The sequence below is a fragment of the Candidatus Pelagibacter sp. genome, from assembly GCF_052048095.1.
Classification (GTDB): Bacteria; Pseudomonadota; Alphaproteobacteria; order Pelagibacterales; family Pelagibacteraceae; genus Pelagibacter.
In genome coordinates this window covers 1,131,605-1,149,077 of sequence record NZ_JBNAKG010000001.1, presented here as the reverse complement: position 1 = coordinate 1,149,077, position 17,473 = coordinate 1,131,605, and the positions used below count along the sequence as shown (strand labels likewise).

The window sequence follows — 17,473 nt, the reverse complement described above, 5'->3', positions numbered from 1 at the left end:
AATTATTTTCTTGTAGCCACATAAACTCCTATAGTAGCAATTAAAAATCCAATTAAGTCTAAATTACTAAGCTTCTCTCCTAAAAAAAACCAAGCCATTAAAGCGGATGTTGGAGGTATTAAAAAAAATATTGATACCGTTTTACTCGCTGAATTCTTTTTAATTAAATACATTAAAATAGTGAATGCTCCGAAAGATACTAGGAAGACTTGATGTGACATTGCTATTATGAAAGTTTGAGAAAAGTTTATATAGGGCTCCGCAAATAAGAGAACAATTACCAAATGAAAAGAAAATCCTCCTACTGCTTGATAAAAATTACTAACTCCTAATGATAAATTATTACTTATTTTTTTCTGCCAGATTGTTGAAGATGTAATCGCGATCAGAGCTATAATTGTTGCAATCAAACCAATAAATGGGATTTCAGCACCAATATCAAATCCAAGCACCATAGCCGATCCTACAAATCCTAAAATCACTCCCAACCATTGTTTTAAAGTTACTGTTTCTTTTAAGATGGGACCGCTCAATGCATTTGTGAGTATAGGCTGAAGTGTTACTATCAAAGCAGCTATTCCCGTTGGCATTCCTTTTGAGACAGAATAAAAAACTCCACCAAGATAAAGCCCATGGAATAAAATACCGCTTAGAAATGACTCTAAAAAATTTTTTTTACCTACTAAGAGCTTTTGATTTCTAAAAATTGAATAAATAGCAAAACCAATAGAAACTAAAAAAAATCTAAATGCTAGAGCTGAAAAAGGATCACTATTATCTGTTAGCGGTTTTGTTGTAATAAAAGCAGATGACCAAAGTAAAATAAATATAAATGGAAAAACCCTTATCACTACTAGTCAATCATATTTAATTTAATTAAATTTTTTTGCTTTGTTTCTTTACACCACAACTCATAACTTTCACAAGTTCTCCACAAATGTTCAAAAGCTCTTTGAGATATCTCAAGTGGATAATGGCTTTTAGCATAATATAGCCCTGAAAATCGAATGAGTTGTTTTACCATCATATCTTTTTGCACATTTAATAATCTTATTGTTTCTTCAGGAATTTTTTTCTTTGTTTTTTTATCAACAAAATTATTTTCTTTTAATTCTTCGAACCATTTGTCATGAAATTCTCCACTGCTTATTTCTTTATATAAGTCAGAGCCAATAAATCTATCAACAGCATCGATGTTAGTTATGCCAGGATTTTCTTTTTTTATCTGAACTACTTTTAAATAAATTAGTTCAGCAACATGTAAAACATAAGGTTTTTCTTTGGAAATTTTCACAATTATCTTTTATATTTTTTAACAGCTGAATTTGCTAAAATTAAATTTGGATCAAGATAAACTTTCGAAGATTTTGCGGTCTTTATTGATTTAAATGCAAATATTGCAATAGGAAGTTCTGTACAACCTAGTATAATTTTTTTACATTTATTTTTCAGTAGATATTTAATAGCAGGCTGAATTACTTTAGCTGCTTTTTTTACATTTCCCATTTTTACATCTTTTATTGCAACGTTAACGTTATCTTTTTGAAGTCTATTATTAGGAAAAAATAACTTAAATTGTTTATTAAAAATTTTATCATAAACTTTAGTTATTAAAGTTCCTTCAGTCGCTAAAAGACCTATTTTCGAATTTTTTTTACAATTTTTTTTGGCATGTTTAAAAACTTCTTCAGGCATATTTATGATTGGTATTTTAATTTTTCTTTGAAGATCATGATACCAATAGTGAGCAGTATTACATGGTATGACTATAAATTTACATTTTGCCTTCTCAAGTTTCTTACATCCTTCAACTAAACTTTTTAAAACTTTTTCGTATTTTTTTTTAGAGGATAAATTTTCAAATCTATTTGTTAAAATTCCTGTAGTTTTACCAATGGACTCTGGTCTTCCTGGAATATTTGATTTGTTATATAAAAAGAATAAAGGGTAATCTTGGTCAATTTTACCTCTGTATTGCATTGCCAACTTGTTGCAGAAATCAAGACCTGCTTGAGTTCCCATTCCACCAAGAATACCAATCATTTTTTGCCTAACTATTAATAAGTTTTGTATAATACATTGAATTTATGTCTTTTTTGTAATGAGCAAAAGGTTCACAAATTTCAAATCCACATCTATCAAATAATTTCCTTGCTGGTAAGAAAAATTTTCCAGCACCTGTTTCAATACTAAGTCTTTTAATTTCCAGTTTTTTAGCTTCTTCAATTAAATGGTTAATCACTTTAACGCCATTATTTTGACCTCTAAATTTATCATGCACTCTAATTGATTTAAATTCACCATGATTTTGATCTAAAAATTTAAGAGCTCCACACCCCATAAGCTTATCTTCTTCCCACAAACTCCAAAATTTGATTGTAGGATCTTTTAATCCTGGAATATCTAAAACATGAGCACTTCCTTCAGGAGAAGCTGCTCTGAGTTCCACGAAGTGCTTAACAAGTAATTCATTCACTTCAGGATTTTCAAAATTTCCCTCTATTGATTTCAGCATTATTTTAAAGTCGTTAAATGACCCATTTTTCTTTTCTTTTTAACTTCTTTTTTTAAGTAGTCAAAAAAGAATTGATTTTTTTCAAGGAAAGGATCTTGTCTGTAGTGCAGTATGTCTTCACCAATTAAATTAACCATTTTAGCATTTGATAATTTTTTTAAAGGTATTTTTTCAAGTTTACATACTGCTCTGATATGATTTTCAAATTGACTTATATTAAATGCATTAATTGTTAAATGACCTGAGTTGTGAACCCTAGGTGCAATTTCATTTACAAAAAGATTGTCATTTTTATCCACAAAAAATTCTACACACATTGTTCCAATATATTTAAGCTCCTCTGCAAGCATAATTGTCCATTCTTTTGATTGGTCTAAAATTTTTTGGCTAATATCCGCAGGTATTTCAGAATACTTTAAAATTTGATCTTCATGTTTGTTTTCTATTGGTTCATAGATTTCATAATTATAAATTCCAAACCTTGTAATAATTACAGAAATCTCTTTCTTTAATTTTACAAGTTTTTCTAGAATGTAGTCTTTTGTAAAATCAATATTTAGACTATCTATTTCCTCAAGAGAATTAATTGGATATTGTCCTTTTCCATCATAACCTAAAGTGGTTGTTTTAAGTATACCAGGCAATAAATCACCTAAAGATTCTAAATCAGATTTTTTGTCAACGGTTGCATATCTTGTTGTTCTTATATTTAATTTATTTACAAAATCTTTTTCTGCTAATCTGTGTTGAATTATTCTATTCACAGAAGGTTTGGGCAAAACTGGTTTAGTTTTATTGATCTCATCTAAAGTTTTAAAAGGAATATTTTCAAACTCAAAAGTTACAGCATCAACCTTGTCAACAAATTCATTAATTTTATTATGATCATCATAAGAACCGCAAATATACTCATCACAAAAATTTTGAGCTGGACCATTCGTATCATCACAATAAATAATTACTTTAATACCTAATTTTTTTGCCGCTACCGTCAACATACTGCCAAGTTGACCACCACCAATAATACCTAAAGAAATATTTGGCATTTATTTTTACTTAGGTTTTTTTTTAACTTTATTTGTTTGAGAGTTTCTCCAAGACTTTAACTTACTTTTTATTTTTGTATTTCCATTTGAGAGAATTGCTGCTGATAAAAGAGCAGCATTAATTGCACCATCTTCACCAATAGCTAAGGTTCCAACTGGTATTCCCTTTGGCATTTGTGCAATTGATAAAAGACTATCTAGACCTTTTAATTTTTTACTTTCTATAGGAACACCTAATACTGGTATTTGAGTGATTGCAGCAATCATACCTGGTAAATGAGCCGATCCTCCTGCACCAGCTATAATGACACCAATGTTATTTTTTTCTGCATCTTTAGCAAATTTATACATTCTATCTGGTGTGCGATGAGCCGAGACAATTTGAGTCTCGAAAGGGACGCCTAATTTTTTTAGCACATTTTCGGCCAGTTTCATTGTTTTGTAATCAGACTGACTGCCCATTACTATTGAAACTTTTTTAATTTTATTCATTGAAATCTTTGAAAAACTTTATTTCAAACTCTCAGTAAAATTTCAATAAATTTATAGAATTTGATTAGTAGATTGATAAATTGTTACAAAAATTATGACTAATAATTATAGAATAGATAACCTTCAGTATTGCAATTGGTCTAGAGAAATATTTGAAATTAATAGAGAAGCAAAATTAGATGCAGTACATGTAACTATAGTTTATCACGAAAATTATGATGAACTGCTACTAGAAATTAAGAAATGGCAAAAATTAGCTGAAAATAATTCAGATTTAATTTTTTTAGCAAATGATGCAACTGATATAAAAAAAGCAAAACAAACTAACAAGACAGCAATTTTTTTTGGATTCCAAAACTGTTCTCCAATAGAGGATGATATTTCTCTAGTAGAAAAAGTTCATCAGTTAGGATGCAGATTTATGCAACTTACATATAATAATCAGTCTTTATTAGCCACAGGATGTTATGAGAGAAATGATAGTGGTGTTACAAATTTTGGTAGAGAAGTAATAAGAGAGATGAATAGAGTTGGTATTGTAATAGACATGTCTCATTCAGCAGAAAAAAGTAGTCTTGAAGCTATTGAATATAGTGAAAAACCAATTGCGATAACACACGCTAACCCTACTTTTTGGCATGCTGCTAAAAGAAATAAATCTAATGAACTTTTGAAAGCATTAGCAGATAGCAATGGAATGCTAGGACTTTCTTTATATCCACATCATTTAGATAAAAATACCAATTGTACTTTAGAAAGCTTTTGTGAAATGGTTGCAAAAACAGCTGAAATAATGGGTGTAAAAAATATAGGAATTGGTTCGGATCTTTGTCTAAATCAACCTGATAAAGTTGTTGAGTGGATGAGAAATGGTACATGGGCTAAAACAAAAAATTTTGGAGAAGGATCAAAAAATAAACCAGGATTTCCAGAACAACCCGCTTGGTTTAAAGATGCAAGAGGTTTTGACAACATCGAAAAAGGACTCCGAAATGTCGGATTTTCAAATGATGATGTAAACGGTATTTTAGGAAATAATTGGTATAATTTTTATAAAAATATTTAAATGAAAATCGAACTTAGAAACCCAAATACAGTAATGAAACTATCAAGACTTGGTTCCTTTCATCAATCAAGACTTTCTTTCTTAAGAAGTTTTTTAAATGAATTCAAAGATTGGGATTATAAAAGAGATTTATTTAACCTGGACAAAAATGGTTTTGGTACCGCAGTATATTCATTTAGAAAAAATAAAAGAGTTTATTCGTTAGTATGTTTTGCAAACGAAATTAATGACGAAGAAAGATCAGATAGAGTGATTGCCACTAAATGGGATGCTGCTTTTACTCTACATGACGGAGTTCCATCCAAACAAGATATTGATCGATTAAGAAATGAAGTGCCGAAACAAGAAGTTGGCAGGATGTCTTATAAAGAACTTACTTTATCAAGAGCAAATAAGTCAGTTCGTATTTTTAATCATGTTGTAGACAATCTAAGCGAGGGGAAGCAACCTGATTTAGATTTATTATCCAAAGTAGGGTACCTTTATAGAACAACAGCAGTTTATGGATCAGGAAAATTTGGATTGGCTGATCGATTTCGAATAAAAAATAGAGAGGAAATTAATGGACCTTTCAGATTAGAAATGATGTTGGTTTATTTAGTAAGACAATTTACTTTTGACCAAGTAAATCATATAGCAAAAAGTAGAAATTCTAAAAAAGCTGTAAGTTTAGATAAATCAATCTGTAAAAATCTTGGAATTGGTAATTCAACTGGTCTCGGTATGGCACCGTTTATTGTAAATCATCCAACTTTATTAAATAATTGGATTTTAATGAGAGAAAAGGCACTTAAACAAATTAGAGAAATTAAAAATGTTGAAGAAAAAGATTTTTTATTATTTTCAGAATGTTTAAAAAGTTCTCTAACAAATATTACTAGTTGGAACTCTGAAAGTGAATTTCAAATTAAAAAAATCAACAACCTACTTTCTGATATCAAAAAATTTATAAGATTTATTGAAAATGATTTTAATTTGAAAAAAGAATTTCTTTTTAATGAAATCTACATTTGGTCGGAAAATAACCTTTGTGAGGAGGCAATCGAATATATCGTTTCTCTTATGCTAGAACCCTATAAAGATATAGTGGAACCACTAATTAAAAAAATGAGTTCGGAAGAGGAAAAATATTTTAATATCCCAACAAACAGAACTACTAATGATTTAAAATTAATTTTAGAGAAAAGATATTCAGAAATATTAAAAATTGACTTCAAAAAGCAAGAAAACAACCAAAACTTTTGGTTTATTTCTAAGAATAAAGAAGAACCAAGATTAGCAGATAGATTTGAGGAACATGGTTCAGATTTAGAACAACCATTAGCAATAGCAAGAGATATAAAAAAACTTTATGACAAAATTATTGAGTTAAAAAAGAACAATTCAATTGCTAATTTTTTATCTGATAATCCAGATTTAAGACACGTTGTTAGAAGAGCATTTATCATCGAAGAATTCCCTTACTCAGAAATACAAGATAACACTATTGGCAAATCAATAGTTCCAATAGATATGTTAAGATTAAAGTTGTCTTTTTTTGGTGCACTAAAATTCGATCCTAGATCAGACAAATGGTTAAGAATATGTATGTTTCAGGGAGCACCTTTACCAAGTGAATTGAGTAACTATGATGAACAGTGGGTTTACAAAACCCAAATTTAACATGAGATCTTTAAGTGAAATTGAAACAGTTTCAAAAAGAGCGAGTAGAGCTGCAGGGTTTAGCTGGGGTATTTCAGAAGAAGTTGGAAAAAATATTAGATTGCTAGAGTCTTATGGTTTGCCAGGTATAAAAAATCTAAATTCCTTTTTAAAAGAAACACAAAAACAAAAGTTTGAAAAACTTAAATTACTTAAAGAAAACAATGTTTCAGATAAAAATTGCTTTTGTCCAATTAGTTTTGGTACAAGTTTTTTGGATCAGTCACACAGTTTTAAAGAAAAAAAACTAACTTTAAATAAGTTAGCTTATCCAATTTTACTAATACCTTTTTTAAGTAGGAGTTCTGAAATAATTGGTAAAAGAATTCAAATAAAATTTGATAAAGTTAATGTGAACTTAAATTATAATCTAAATATGTATTCAAATAATAATTTTGAACAAACTTTTAGAGAAACTGAAGATGTACAAATTAATCTATTAGATAATACTATTAATTTTACCGACACTGATTGGAAAGAACTTTATCAATTAAGTGAAGATACTTTTGTTGAGGAGTCTGAAAGTTTGAAACAAGGTGGTGCTGGAGCAGGATTGACTGATAATGACTAGTTCACCAGATAAAAATAATTCGGATAACATAAATCAAGAAGAATTGAACAATATATGCGATGAATGCAAACAAGAAGATGAGAGCGTTACACAAAATTTGATTTTAACAAGCTATAAAATTTGCAAATCTTGCAGAGTTTCTAAAACTATATTTCCTCTTTAACTGAAAGTAACATTGTTGGTTTGAAACAATGATAAAACATAGATAAAAAATATAATTTGAGGGGCTAAGGAAACAAGTACAGCTTTAATATAACCCTCATAACTTAAGAAAATTTTAAGACCAATAATTAAAGAAATATTATACCAGATATAAGTAATGAAAGCGAAAAATAGAAGAGCAGGAGTAATAATAATGACATTTAAGAATAGAGGTGCTTGACAATAAGCTACAAGAATTAAAATTTTTCTATAATCACAATTTGTTTTTTTGCTTGGAAATAAAATTGTACCCACAAAAAATAAATAAGTAGTTTTGATTATCCACATTATAACTGAAGTAATTAAAACTACTCTTAGAGATGGACCTTGAACAACACCTAAATCAAAATGAGATCCCATGTAAACTAAAAAAGAGCTGTTAGGAATTATGCTAATAATGGCACCAATAATTATAAGTAAAATTGCAAAATAAATTGAAGCTTGTCCGAAATTTTTTTTATCTTTAAAAAAGGGTTTATTTAAAGTTAGTACACTTATTATAATTTTATAAATTTCCTGTAGCATTACTTTTTTTTGTTATTTTTTTGCTCTTTATAAGAGACAATTAATGGGAACACAATTAAACCAATCACTATTATTATGCAAATAACGATTAAAAAGCCTTTAGTCATGGATACTAGGGGGCAAATGCTTGCCCCCTAAAATAATATTTATTAACCTTTTACAACTTCTCTAGTGTTAGCGTTGTAAGATTCTTTAAATGGAATATCAACAACGACAGCATCAACAGGTTGCCCTGGTTTTTCTGCATATTGATCAGGTAAGTGTATTTTGTATTTCGTACCCAATTTACCTTTTGGAAAACCATTAGCATTTAATGTTCCATCAAAAGGCACATATCCCATTGCAATGTTTTGTTTTTTCTCTGGGTGATACCAAGGTGATGTAACAAAACCAACAGGTTCTCCACCATCTTCGTTTGATATTAACCAGAAATCAGGAGCGTATTCTTCAATCGGTTTACCGCCTAATTCTAGTCCAACTAATTGAAGCTTGTATGGTTTTTTACCTTCCTTAAGCTCTTTACCCATTTTTTCTAAAGCAGCTTTACCTACATAGTCTCCTTTTTTATTCCATTCTCCTTTTCCAGATAATGAAACTTGATAGCCTAGGTTACATTGATATGGATTATGCTGTTGATCTAAATCTTGACCCCATGAAAGAATTCCAGCTTGGATTCTTCTATGATGAGCAGGAGCGATAACCATTAAGTTATGTGCTTTACCTTTTTCAAGTACAGCATTCCACATATCTTCAGCATACAATGTAGAGTCTCTTAAATATATTTCATAACCAGCTTCTCCAGAGAAACCTGATTGAGAAATAACAACTTCTCTTCCTCCAACTTTAGCAGCAGCTAAACCATAAAAAGGCATATCATCAAAATCAACTTGATCTCCACAAAGATCTTTCATAAGTGCTTTTGATTTTGGACCTTGAATTTGAACTGGACTAACATCTATTTCATTTATATCGACATCAAACCTTCCATCTGCATTTACACCTTGAAGATACATTCCAATATCACTATCAGACAAACTAAACCAAAACTCATCTTCAGAAATTCTCAATAGAATTGGATCATTAAGAACTCCACCATAAGCATTACATAAAATTACATATCTTGCTCTCATAGGTGAGATTTTTGTTGCATCTCTAGTGATTACGTAATCAACAAACTTTTCTGCATCTGGACCCTTTACTTGAATTTGTCTTTCTACAGCTACGTTCCACATTGTTACATGGTTAACAATTGCATCATACTCAACCATTGCTCCACCATCTTCTGGTTTTACATATCCTCTTGGGTGATAGATACGATTGTAAACAGTTGCTCTCCAACAACCTGCTTTCATTGATAAATGCCAATATGGAGATTTTCTTACTCTCGTTGATATTAACATTTCTACTTTAGTAGGACCACTTTGTCTTAAGTTATATGGCACCTTTCTGTCAGACTGATCTACTGACATCACATGTCTTACTTTGTCGTAATCGAACTCTTTAGACATATTTGTTCTCCTTCAACCACTTGTTTGTTTCCTTCAAGCCGCCGAATGTATAAATGTGGAAGTTATCAGTATGCGATTTAACCTTCCCAATTAAATCATTAGGGTCTTTAGGTTTTAATAAATCTAACGCCTTACTAAAATTAGATTTAAGAAAGTTAATGGAATTTTTCGCACCAACGATATTTGCAAACTTAATTAAGCTTGAAATTTTCATGGGCCCAGTAATTCCAACATGCACTGGTACGCTTTGTTTAGAAATGAAATCAATAATAGGCTGACTTTCTAATAGCCACTGAGTAACTATATAATCAGCATAAGGCTTCTTATCTATCATTGCTTTTTCTAAATCTTTATCCGAAATATCAGGGCTTCCTTCAGGGTGTCCTGCTATTCCAATTTTAATTCCTTCTAAATATCCTGTTTCGAGAATTTGAAATGAACTATCAAATTTTCCAATTGGTTCTCTACTTCCACCAATCACTAAAGCTTGTTTTACTCCTAAATCTTTACACATATTCATATAATCCTTTAGCTCTTCATCGTTGTTTATTGAACGAGCTGGAACATGTGGAACTGGGTTAAAACCTTTTTTAACTAAATCTCCCGATTTTTTTGCTGTCTCTTTATAGTCTCCTCCAGGCAATAGTGTTACGTAAACATCCTTTACATCAGGAAGAGTACCAAGGTCCGTATGGGGACCAATTTCTAAAGAAAAATTCATTCTTCCCTGACTCGTATCTTTTTTGAAAATCTCTGTCAAAGAAATTCATTTCTTACTCTTAGGAAATTTATTGCTAAAAATTTAACCCATGGTAATTTTTTCTATGTCTCAGAAATTCACAAATTCAACCCTTTCAGGAATTTTGGAAATAGATAAGCTTAAAAATGTAGATATGCCAATTGAAAATGCAAATGGCCTCCCTAATGAATGTTACACAAATGCTGATTATTTGGATTACGAAAGAGAAAAAATTTTTTGTAATAAATGGATTGTAATAGGTGTCGCAAGCTCAATTCCAAACCCAGGAGATGCTAGACCATATAATCTGCTTGGAATCCCTTTAATTTTGGTAAGAGACAAAGATAGGGGAATAAAAGTATTTCATAATGTATGTAGCCATAGAGGATTTAAGCTTATTGATAAACCATGTACTTTAAAAAATGTGATCAGGTGCCCTTATCATTCTTGGTCTTATGATTTTAAAGGAAACTTAATTGCAACTCCGCATATTGGTGGTCTTAATAATCACCAATCAGAAAAATTTGATAAAAATAAAAGTAATTTAAAAGAGGTAAAATCTAAAGTTTGGATGGATATAATTTTTGTAAATATCAATTCTAATGAAATAGAATTTGATGATTATATTAAACCTCTCGAAGATAGATGGTCTAGCTTTATCAATAAAGATGATCAAAAATTAATCGTTCATTCTAATGATTATGGCTATTTTAATTTAGACGTAAATTGTAATTGGAAGTTTGCAATAGAAAATTACTGTGAAAGTTATCACTTACCAACAATTCATCCTGAATTAAATAAAGTCTCAAATATTAATGATCATTATCACATTCAAGGTTTGCCAAATAGATTTGCAGGTCAAGGAAGTAAAAAATATGAACAACCTGTAAAAGGAAATAAAAAATTTGAAACTTTTCCTAATTGGGATAAAACAAAACTTAAGAATTCTGAATATATAGCGTTATTCCCTAATGTTATGATAGGTTTACATATTGATCATTTTTACGTTTATTGGTTAGAGCCTTTAGCAATGGATAAAACCCGTGAACATATGCAAATGTATTATATTGGAAATGAAAGTGCTAACGGTGAAGAACTTAAAGAATTAAGAAAAGAAAATTCCAGATTTTGGAAAGATGTGATGATAGAAGACATAAAAGCTATAGAAGGAATGCAAGAGGGTAGAAATTCACCAGTATACAATGGTGGAAATTTTTCTCCAGTTATGGATCAACCAACACATCAATTTCATAAGTGGGTTGCAACTAATTTACTATGAAAATAATTTTAATCATGGGTCTTCCAGGATCAGGAAAAACAACTTTAGCAAATGAATTAGCACCATTGCTTAATGCAAAGAGACTTAATGCTGATGAAGTTAGAAAAGAAGCTAATGATTGGGATTTTTCAGAGGAAGGAAGAAAAAGACAATCAAAAAGAATGGCTGACTTTGCTTTAAAAATGAAAGAAGATGGAAATAATGTTGTTGCAGATTTTATCTGCCCAACACCAGAAGCAAGAAAACTTTTTCCTGCAGATTTTGTTATTTGGGTAGACACAATAAAAGAAGGTAGATTTGACGATACAAATAAGATGTTCATTAAACCTGAGAAGTTTAACTTTCATGTAACAACTCAAGATGCTAAAAACTGGGCACCAAAAATATTAAAGGAGATAAAATAATGGCTTACGAATGGGATAATAAAAAACCAACTGCGCAAATGTTAGGAAGATGGCAACCTTTTCACGATGGCCATTACACTCTATTTAAGGAAATTATAAAAAAAACTGGTCAAGTTTGTATTCAAATCAGAGATGTTCAAGGGGTTGATGATAATCCTTTTGATTTTGAAACAGTTAAAAAAAATATAGAGGAAAGACTCAATCCAGAGTTTGAAGGTAGATTTAAGATTATGCTAGTGCCAAATATTACAAATATTTGTTATGGAAGAGGTGTTGGTTATAAAATTGAAGAGATAGTCTTATCTGAAGAAATTCAAAAAATCTCAGCTACCAAGATTAGAGCTAAAATGAGAGAAGAAGGGAAATTAGAGTAGCTTTTTATAATAAAATTTAATAATATTTTACAATGAATTTAACGCTAGCCTCACATCATACTAGACTAACCAGAGTAGGGCTTAGTGCTAAATTAACCTCAAGACTTTTTAATTTGTTGTTAAAAAAAATAAATTGCAACACTCATATTAATTTTTGTAAGCCCACAAGTTTAGAAAAATAAATTTTCTTTAATACTAAGTATTTTAATCAACAAAGGAGATTTATGAAAAAATTAGAAAATATTATAAACTTAAACGAATATCCAATAAACCAAACTAATTCAGATGAGTACAAGAAGTTAATTGATAAAAATAAAAAGCTTTTAGATCAAGATGGCTGTTGTGTTTTACCAAATTTTATTAAAACACAATCTCTCTTTAAAATGAAAGAAGAAGTGGAGAGAAATTTAAACAAAATATATTGGACTAAAGATAGTCATAATCCTTATTTTACCAAAGATGATCCTGAATTGTCTAAAGATCATCCAAAAAGAATATTTACTTTTAGAGAAAGCGGCTACTTAAATTCAGATGACTTAGAAACCGACTCTGACTTAGATACATTATATGAGTCTGATGAAATGTTAAAATTTGTCTCTGATAGTTTAGGTGTTTATCCATTATATAAATGGGCAGATCCATTAGGCAAAAATCCTTATAGCGTAATGCATGAGGATCATTATTTTCCATGGCACTTTGATGGAAATGAATTTACTTTAAGTATTTTAATTCAAAAAGCAGACAAAGGTGGACTATTTGAATATTCACAAGATCTTAGAAATGAAAATAATGAAAACTTTGATGAGGTTACTAAAGTTTTAAGAGGAGATAGAAAAACTGTAAAATCTTTGGATTTAAAACCAGGTGATCTACAAATTTTCAAAGGAAGATTTTCTATGCATCGTGTAACTAAAATTGAGGGTAAAACTTCTAGATATATTGCTTTACCAACCTATGTTAAAGATCCTTATAGAGTAAATAAACCTGAGCACTCAAAACAAGTTTATGGAAAAGCTTTACCTATTCATTTTGAAAGAAATAATACTAAAGTTGACGGATTGATTGATTAAATGAAAATAGGTTTCATAGGTCTAGGCAATATGGGGATGCCGATGGCTTTAAATCTTCATAAATCAAAAAAAATTGATTTATTAGGTTATGATGTAAGCCAAAAAACAACTCAAAAATTTAAATCAAAAAAAGCAAAAGCAACTAACTCTTTAACAGAGTTAATTAACTTTTCTGACATCATAATAACATGTGTGCCTGGACCCAAACAAATAAAATCATTGTCTGTTGGGAAAAATAAAATTATTGATCAATTAGACAGAAATAAAGTTTGGATAGATTGTTCGACTAATTCTCTTAGTTGTTTTAATTTTTTGAAGAAAAAACTTAAGAGAAAAATCAATCAATTTGTTGATGCCACAATATCAGGTGGAAATTTAAAAGCTCAATCAGGAGATCTATCCATATTTGTGGGAGGCCAAAAAAAAACAGTAAATAAGCTTAAATTTATTTTCAATATTTTAGGCAAAAATCTTTATTACCTAAATACAGCTGGCGCAGGTTATGCTGCTAAAATTGCTCAAGTAAGCCTTTGCTATTTGAATTATCTTTCTCTATCGGAGTCTTTAATGCTTGGAGTAAAATCAGGTATTAAACCAAAAACCATGTTGGAGATTATAGATAAGAGTGCGAGTGGCGGCTATACATCAACAAGATATGGTCCAAATATGATTAATGGTGATTATGACCCCTCATTCTTTTTAGGTTTATCGATGAAGGACTTAAATTTAGCTAATGAAATCATTAAATTAGAAAAATTAAATTTACCAATAATGAATTTAACTTCAAAAATTTATAAAAACGCGCTTAAAAAATTTGGTCCCAATTCTAATCACTTAAAAGTGATCAAAATTTTAGAACAAAATAACAAATTAACTTTTTCAAAGGAGGGAAGATGAAAAATAATATTAGTGAAGCAGATTGGAAAGTAAGAGTCGATCTTGCAGCTATGTTTAGATTAACCAATATGATGGGTTGGGATGATACTGTTTGGAACCACATTACAGCAAGAGCTCCTGGAACAGATCATACATTTTTTATGCATGAGATGGGCTTGTTATATGAAGAAGTTAAAGCGTCAAACTTAATTAAAGTTGATGAACATGGCAAAGTTTTGGAAGGACCAGAAAAAGCAAATACTGCAGGATTTATTATTCATAGTGCAATTCATCTAAATCATCCTAATGCAAAATTTGTATTTCATGCACATCCACCTTCAGCATTAGCTGCTACAGCTCTTAAAGATGGTATTCCTCATTTAGTTCAAGATAGTTCAATGCTTTATGGAAAAGTTGGTTATCATGAATGGGAAGGCTTATCGATAAATAAAGATGAAAGAGTTAGAATTGCAGAAAACATGGGAGATAACAAAGTTTTAATCATGAAGAACCATGGATTATTGACTGTTGGTGCTACAGCTGGTGAAGCTTTTATGAATATGTATTATGCAATTAGAATGTGTGAAGTTGCTATTCAGGCAACAAGTTCAGGTTTACCTCTTGAAAGAGCTACAGAAGAAATGTGGAAGCTATCTCAGAAACAGTATGATTTATTTTCACCTGGATTAAATGAATGGCCAGCATTACTTAGAAGATGTGATGCTAAAGATCCATCTTACAAAGAGTAATGACACAAATAAATTCTTTAGCTGACATTGTAGATAATGGCCTTTGTATTGGCTGTGGGCTTTGCAAAAGTATTGCAGGCAACAATTTACTTAAGATGGAAATGAGTGACAAAGGCAATTTAGAACCTAAAGAATTAAAACCAATTAGCAATAAGATATTAGAAAACATTAAAAAGGTTTGCCCAGGGGTAATTGCAGAAGGACCAGAGGATCAAGAGGAAAACAAGGGATCAAATAAAGATATTGTTTGGGGAAATTATTTTGGTTTATATTATTCATGGTCTACCGATCCAAAAATTAGATTTCAAAGTTCTACAGGAGGGTTGTTAAATGGATTATCTTTATATTTACTGGAAAAAAATAAAGTTGATTTTATTATGCATACGGCTGGTGATAAGGAAAACCCAATGCGTAATGTTGTTAAATATAGCTACTCTAAAGATGACTTATTAAATTGCGAAAGTAGATCAAGATATGGCCCATCATCACCTTTGAGCGAATTCCATAAAGCATTGGATAAAAAACAAACTTTCGCATTTGTTGGAAAACCTTGTGACGCAGGAGCGATAAGATTACTTGCTAAATTTGATGGACGAGTTGATCAATATTGCAAATATATTTTCACATTAGTTTGTGGTGGTTTTCAAGAATTAACAAAGTCACAAGAATTTATTGATAGTTTTAATGTTAAAGAACAAGAGCTTGAGGAGTTTAGGTATAGAGGTTTTGGAAATCCAGGTAGAATGTATATAAAAACTAAAGATCAAAAAGAGTTTGATAAAGATTATAATTCATTCTGGGGAGATGAAAGTAATTGGAAAGTTCCTTTTAGATGTAAAATTTGTCCAGATGCAATTGGTGAAAGTGCAGATATAGCAGCACTTGATACTTGGAGGGGTGGTTCTCCAAAAGGAGAAGATGAAGGTTTCAATGCTGCAGTAACGCGAACAAAAAAAGGAATTAAAATTTTTAATGAAGCTGTTGAAAATGGATATCTTGTGAAAGGTGATCAAATTACTATTGATGATATAAAAGATTTTCAACCTCACCAAACCACAAAAAAACAAGCAGTATACGCAAGACACCAAGGAATGAAAAAAAATAATTTACCATCAATAAACACTAAAAATTTGAGAATTGAAGAATTGTATAAATTAAATGATAATGATTTTAATAAAAAACAAGAAGAAGGTGTTGCAAAGAGAGTTGGTAAATTATGAAAATAACTAAATTATCAATTTGGAATATAAATCTTAAAAGTCACGAAACATATTATATGGCTGGTAATAAAACTTGTGATGAAGTAGAGAGTATAATTATCTCAATAGATACTGATAGTGGTATTAAAGGCTGGGGTGAATGCTGTCCTATTCCCCATTATTTGCCAGCATATGCAAAAGGAATAACACCCGCATTAACAGAGATAGCACCAGTAATTATAGGATCTGATCCAGTTGGACCAGAGGCGTTGATGGCAAAGGTAAATAAATATTTACAAGGGCATCCTTATGCAAAATCACCTTTGGATATTGCGTTATGGGATATAACAGCAAAAGTTGCAAATTTACCTTTATATAAATTACTCGGTGGTCAAAAACAAAAAGACATGCCTTTATACCATTCCATAACTTGTATTGCTCCAGATGAAATGGTTAAAATTGCAAAGGAAAAACAAAAGGAGGGTATAACTCAGTTTCAAGTTAAACTTGGTGTTGATAATGATTGGAGAATTGACACTGAAAGATTAATTAAAGTTAGAGAAGTGATTGATGATCAGCATTTAGTTTATGGTGATTGGAATTGCGGAGCAACACCACTTGATGCAATAAGAACAAGTCGAGCAGTAGCTCATTTAGATATTATGTTAGAGCAACCTTGTGTTACCTTATCTGAGTGTGCTTCAGTAAAACAAGCAACAGGTCTTCCGATGAAATTAGATGAAGGAGTTTATGATACAAAAACTCTTTTAGAAGGACATGAAAAAGGAATTATGGATGTAGCTGCATTAAAACTCTCTAAATTTGGTGGAGTGAGCGCAGTAAGATATGCAAGAGAACTTTGTAATTATTTTGGAACTAAGATGTGTATTGAAGATACATGGGGAAGTGACATAACAACCTCAGCATTATTACATCTAGGCACTAGTTGCGAACCTTCAAGATTACTTAATGTTTGTGATCTATCTGGTTATGTTTCTCCAAGATTGGATAAAAATGGACCTACTAGAAAAAAAGGAAAAATTTCAGCTCCAGATGGTATAGGTTTAGGAGTTGAGCCAGACTTAGATATATTGGGAAAACCTGCTGTTATTCTTGATTAATTTTAAAGAAAGAAATTAAATCTATTTTAATATAGGT

The 17,473-nt window shown here is 30.4% G+C and carries 21 protein-coding genes; 12 read left to right on the top strand and 9 right to left on the bottom strand.

The window, feature by feature from the left end:
• Positions 1-2: 2 nt before the first annotated feature.
• The 6 genes from ACTT9P_RS06150 to purE are packed head-to-tail and all read right to left on the bottom strand — an operon-like array spanning position 3 to position 4,053.
• Positions 3-851: a DMT family transporter gene (locus tag ACTT9P_RS06150; protein ID WP_440909811.1), complete on the bottom strand. Its 849-nt coding sequence runs from the start codon at positions 849-851 to the stop codon at positions 3-5.
• A gap of 2 nt (positions 852-853) precedes the next feature.
• Positions 854-1,294, bottom strand: coding sequence for a hypothetical protein (locus tag ACTT9P_RS06145; RefSeq protein WP_440909810.1), 441 nt, complete (start codon positions 1,292-1,294; stop codon positions 854-856).
• 2 nt (positions 1,295-1,296) lie between these two features.
• On the bottom strand, positions 1,297-2,043 hold the full coding sequence (locus ACTT9P_RS06140; RefSeq protein ID WP_440909809.1) for an aspartate/glutamate racemase family protein: 747 nt from the start codon (positions 2,041-2,043) through the stop codon (positions 1,297-1,299).
• Positions 2,044-2,050: 7 nt separating this feature from the next.
• Positions 2,051-2,515, bottom strand: coding sequence for a GNAT family N-acetyltransferase (locus tag ACTT9P_RS06135; RefSeq protein ID WP_440909808.1), 465 nt, complete (start codon positions 2,513-2,515; stop codon positions 2,051-2,053).
• Positions 2,515-3,561 (bottom strand): 5-(carboxyamino)imidazole ribonucleotide synthase, encoded by a 1,047-nt coding sequence (locus ACTT9P_RS06130; protein ID WP_440909807.1) that lies wholly within the window; start codon positions 3,559-3,561, stop codon positions 2,515-2,517. The genes ACTT9P_RS06135 and ACTT9P_RS06130 overlap by 1 nt, the downstream gene beginning before the upstream one ends.
• Before the next feature lie 6 nt (positions 3,562-3,567).
• Entirely contained in the window at positions 3,568-4,053 is a 486-nt protein-coding gene (purE, locus tag ACTT9P_RS06125) for a 5-(carboxyamino)imidazole ribonucleotide mutase (protein WP_440909806.1), read from the bottom strand.
• Positions 4,054-4,147: 94 nt separating this feature from the next.
• Here purE and ACTT9P_RS06120 point away from each other — a divergent pair, with 94 nt between their 5' ends.
• Genes ACTT9P_RS06120 through ACTT9P_RS06105 form a run of 4 tightly spaced genes read left to right on the top strand, consistent with a single transcriptional unit; the run spans position 4,148 to position 7,554 of the window.
• Positions 4,148-5,119 carry a membrane dipeptidase gene (locus ACTT9P_RS06120; protein ID WP_440909805.1) on the top strand — a complete coding sequence of 324 codons (972 nt, stop codon included), beginning with the start codon at positions 4,148-4,150 and terminating at the stop codon, positions 5,117-5,119.
• Positions 5,120-6,781, top strand: a complete 1,662-nt coding sequence (locus tag ACTT9P_RS06115; protein WP_440909804.1) for a hypothetical protein — start codon at positions 5,120-5,122, stop codon at positions 6,779-6,781.
• On the top strand, positions 6,750-7,391 hold the full coding sequence (locus ACTT9P_RS06110; protein WP_440909803.1) for a DUF3726 domain-containing protein: 642 nt from the start codon (positions 6,750-6,752) through the stop codon (positions 7,389-7,391). Before ACTT9P_RS06115 ends, ACTT9P_RS06110 begins: the two co-directional genes overlap by 32 nt.
• Positions 7,384-7,554 carry a hypothetical protein gene (locus ACTT9P_RS06105; protein WP_440909802.1) on the top strand — a complete coding sequence of 57 codons (171 nt, stop codon included), beginning with the start codon at positions 7,384-7,386 and terminating at the stop codon, positions 7,552-7,554. The genes ACTT9P_RS06110 and ACTT9P_RS06105 overlap by 8 nt, the downstream gene beginning before the upstream one ends.
• Here ACTT9P_RS06105 and ACTT9P_RS06100 read toward each other — a convergent pair.
• The 3 genes from ACTT9P_RS06100 to ACTT9P_RS06090 form a co-directional block, all read right to left on the bottom strand.
• Positions 7,551-8,117, bottom strand: coding sequence for a YIP1 family protein (locus ACTT9P_RS06100; RefSeq protein ID WP_440909801.1), 567 nt, complete (start codon positions 8,115-8,117; stop codon positions 7,551-7,553). The genes ACTT9P_RS06105 and ACTT9P_RS06100 overlap by 4 nt on opposite strands.
• A 149-nt stretch (positions 8,118-8,266) precedes the next feature.
• A complete protein-coding gene (locus tag ACTT9P_RS06095; RefSeq protein ID WP_440909800.1) occupies positions 8,267-9,625 on the bottom strand; it encodes a glycine cleavage T C-terminal barrel domain-containing protein in 1,359 nt (452 codons plus the stop codon).
• Entirely contained in the window at positions 9,618-10,385 is a 768-nt protein-coding gene (locus ACTT9P_RS06090) for a methylenetetrahydrofolate reductase (RefSeq protein WP_440909799.1), read from the bottom strand. The genes ACTT9P_RS06095 and ACTT9P_RS06090 overlap by 8 nt, the downstream gene beginning before the upstream one ends.
• A 49-nt stretch (positions 10,386-10,434) precedes the next feature.
• Here ACTT9P_RS06090 and ACTT9P_RS06085 point away from each other — a divergent pair, with 49 nt between their 5' ends.
• The 8 genes from ACTT9P_RS06085 (at position 10,435) to ACTT9P_RS06050 (ending at position 17,436) form a co-directional block, all read left to right on the top strand.
• The gene (locus tag ACTT9P_RS06085; RefSeq protein WP_440909798.1) at positions 10,435-11,643 is read left to right on the top strand and encodes an aromatic ring-hydroxylating oxygenase subunit alpha; all 1,209 of its coding nucleotides are present in this window, start codon (positions 10,435-10,437) and stop codon (positions 11,641-11,643) included.
• On the top strand, positions 11,640-12,047 hold the full coding sequence (locus ACTT9P_RS06080; protein ID WP_440909797.1) for an AAA family ATPase: 408 nt from the start codon (positions 11,640-11,642) through the stop codon (positions 12,045-12,047). Before ACTT9P_RS06085 ends, ACTT9P_RS06080 begins: the two co-directional genes overlap by 4 nt.
• The gene (locus tag ACTT9P_RS06075; RefSeq protein WP_440909796.1) at positions 12,047-12,421 is read left to right on the top strand and encodes a cytidyltransferase; all 375 of its coding nucleotides are present in this window, start codon (positions 12,047-12,049) and stop codon (positions 12,419-12,421) included. The genes ACTT9P_RS06080 and ACTT9P_RS06075 overlap by 1 nt, the downstream gene beginning before the upstream one ends.
• Positions 12,422-12,645: 224 nt before the next feature.
• Positions 12,646-13,491 (top strand): HalD/BesD family halogenase, encoded by an 846-nt coding sequence (locus ACTT9P_RS06070; protein WP_440909795.1) that lies wholly within the window; start codon positions 12,646-12,648, stop codon positions 13,489-13,491.
• Positions 13,492-14,388: an NAD(P)-dependent oxidoreductase gene (locus tag ACTT9P_RS06065; protein ID WP_440909794.1), complete on the top strand. Its 897-nt coding sequence runs from the start codon at positions 13,492-13,494 to the stop codon at positions 14,386-14,388.
• On the top strand, positions 14,385-15,116 hold the full coding sequence (locus ACTT9P_RS06060; protein ID WP_014953485.1) for a class II aldolase/adducin family protein: 732 nt from the start codon (positions 14,385-14,387) through the stop codon (positions 15,114-15,116). The genes ACTT9P_RS06065 and ACTT9P_RS06060 overlap by 4 nt, the downstream gene beginning before the upstream one ends.
• A complete protein-coding gene (locus ACTT9P_RS06055; RefSeq protein ID WP_440909793.1) occupies positions 15,116-16,336 on the top strand; it encodes a Coenzyme F420 hydrogenase/dehydrogenase, beta subunit C-terminal domain in 1,221 nt (406 codons plus the stop codon). Before ACTT9P_RS06060 ends, ACTT9P_RS06055 begins: the two co-directional genes overlap by 1 nt.
• Positions 16,333-17,436, top strand: a complete 1,104-nt coding sequence (locus ACTT9P_RS06050; RefSeq protein WP_440909792.1) for a mandelate racemase/muconate lactonizing enzyme family protein — start codon at positions 16,333-16,335, stop codon at positions 17,434-17,436. The genes ACTT9P_RS06055 and ACTT9P_RS06050 overlap by 4 nt, the downstream gene beginning before the upstream one ends.
• Positions 17,437-17,473: the final 37 nt, after the last annotated feature.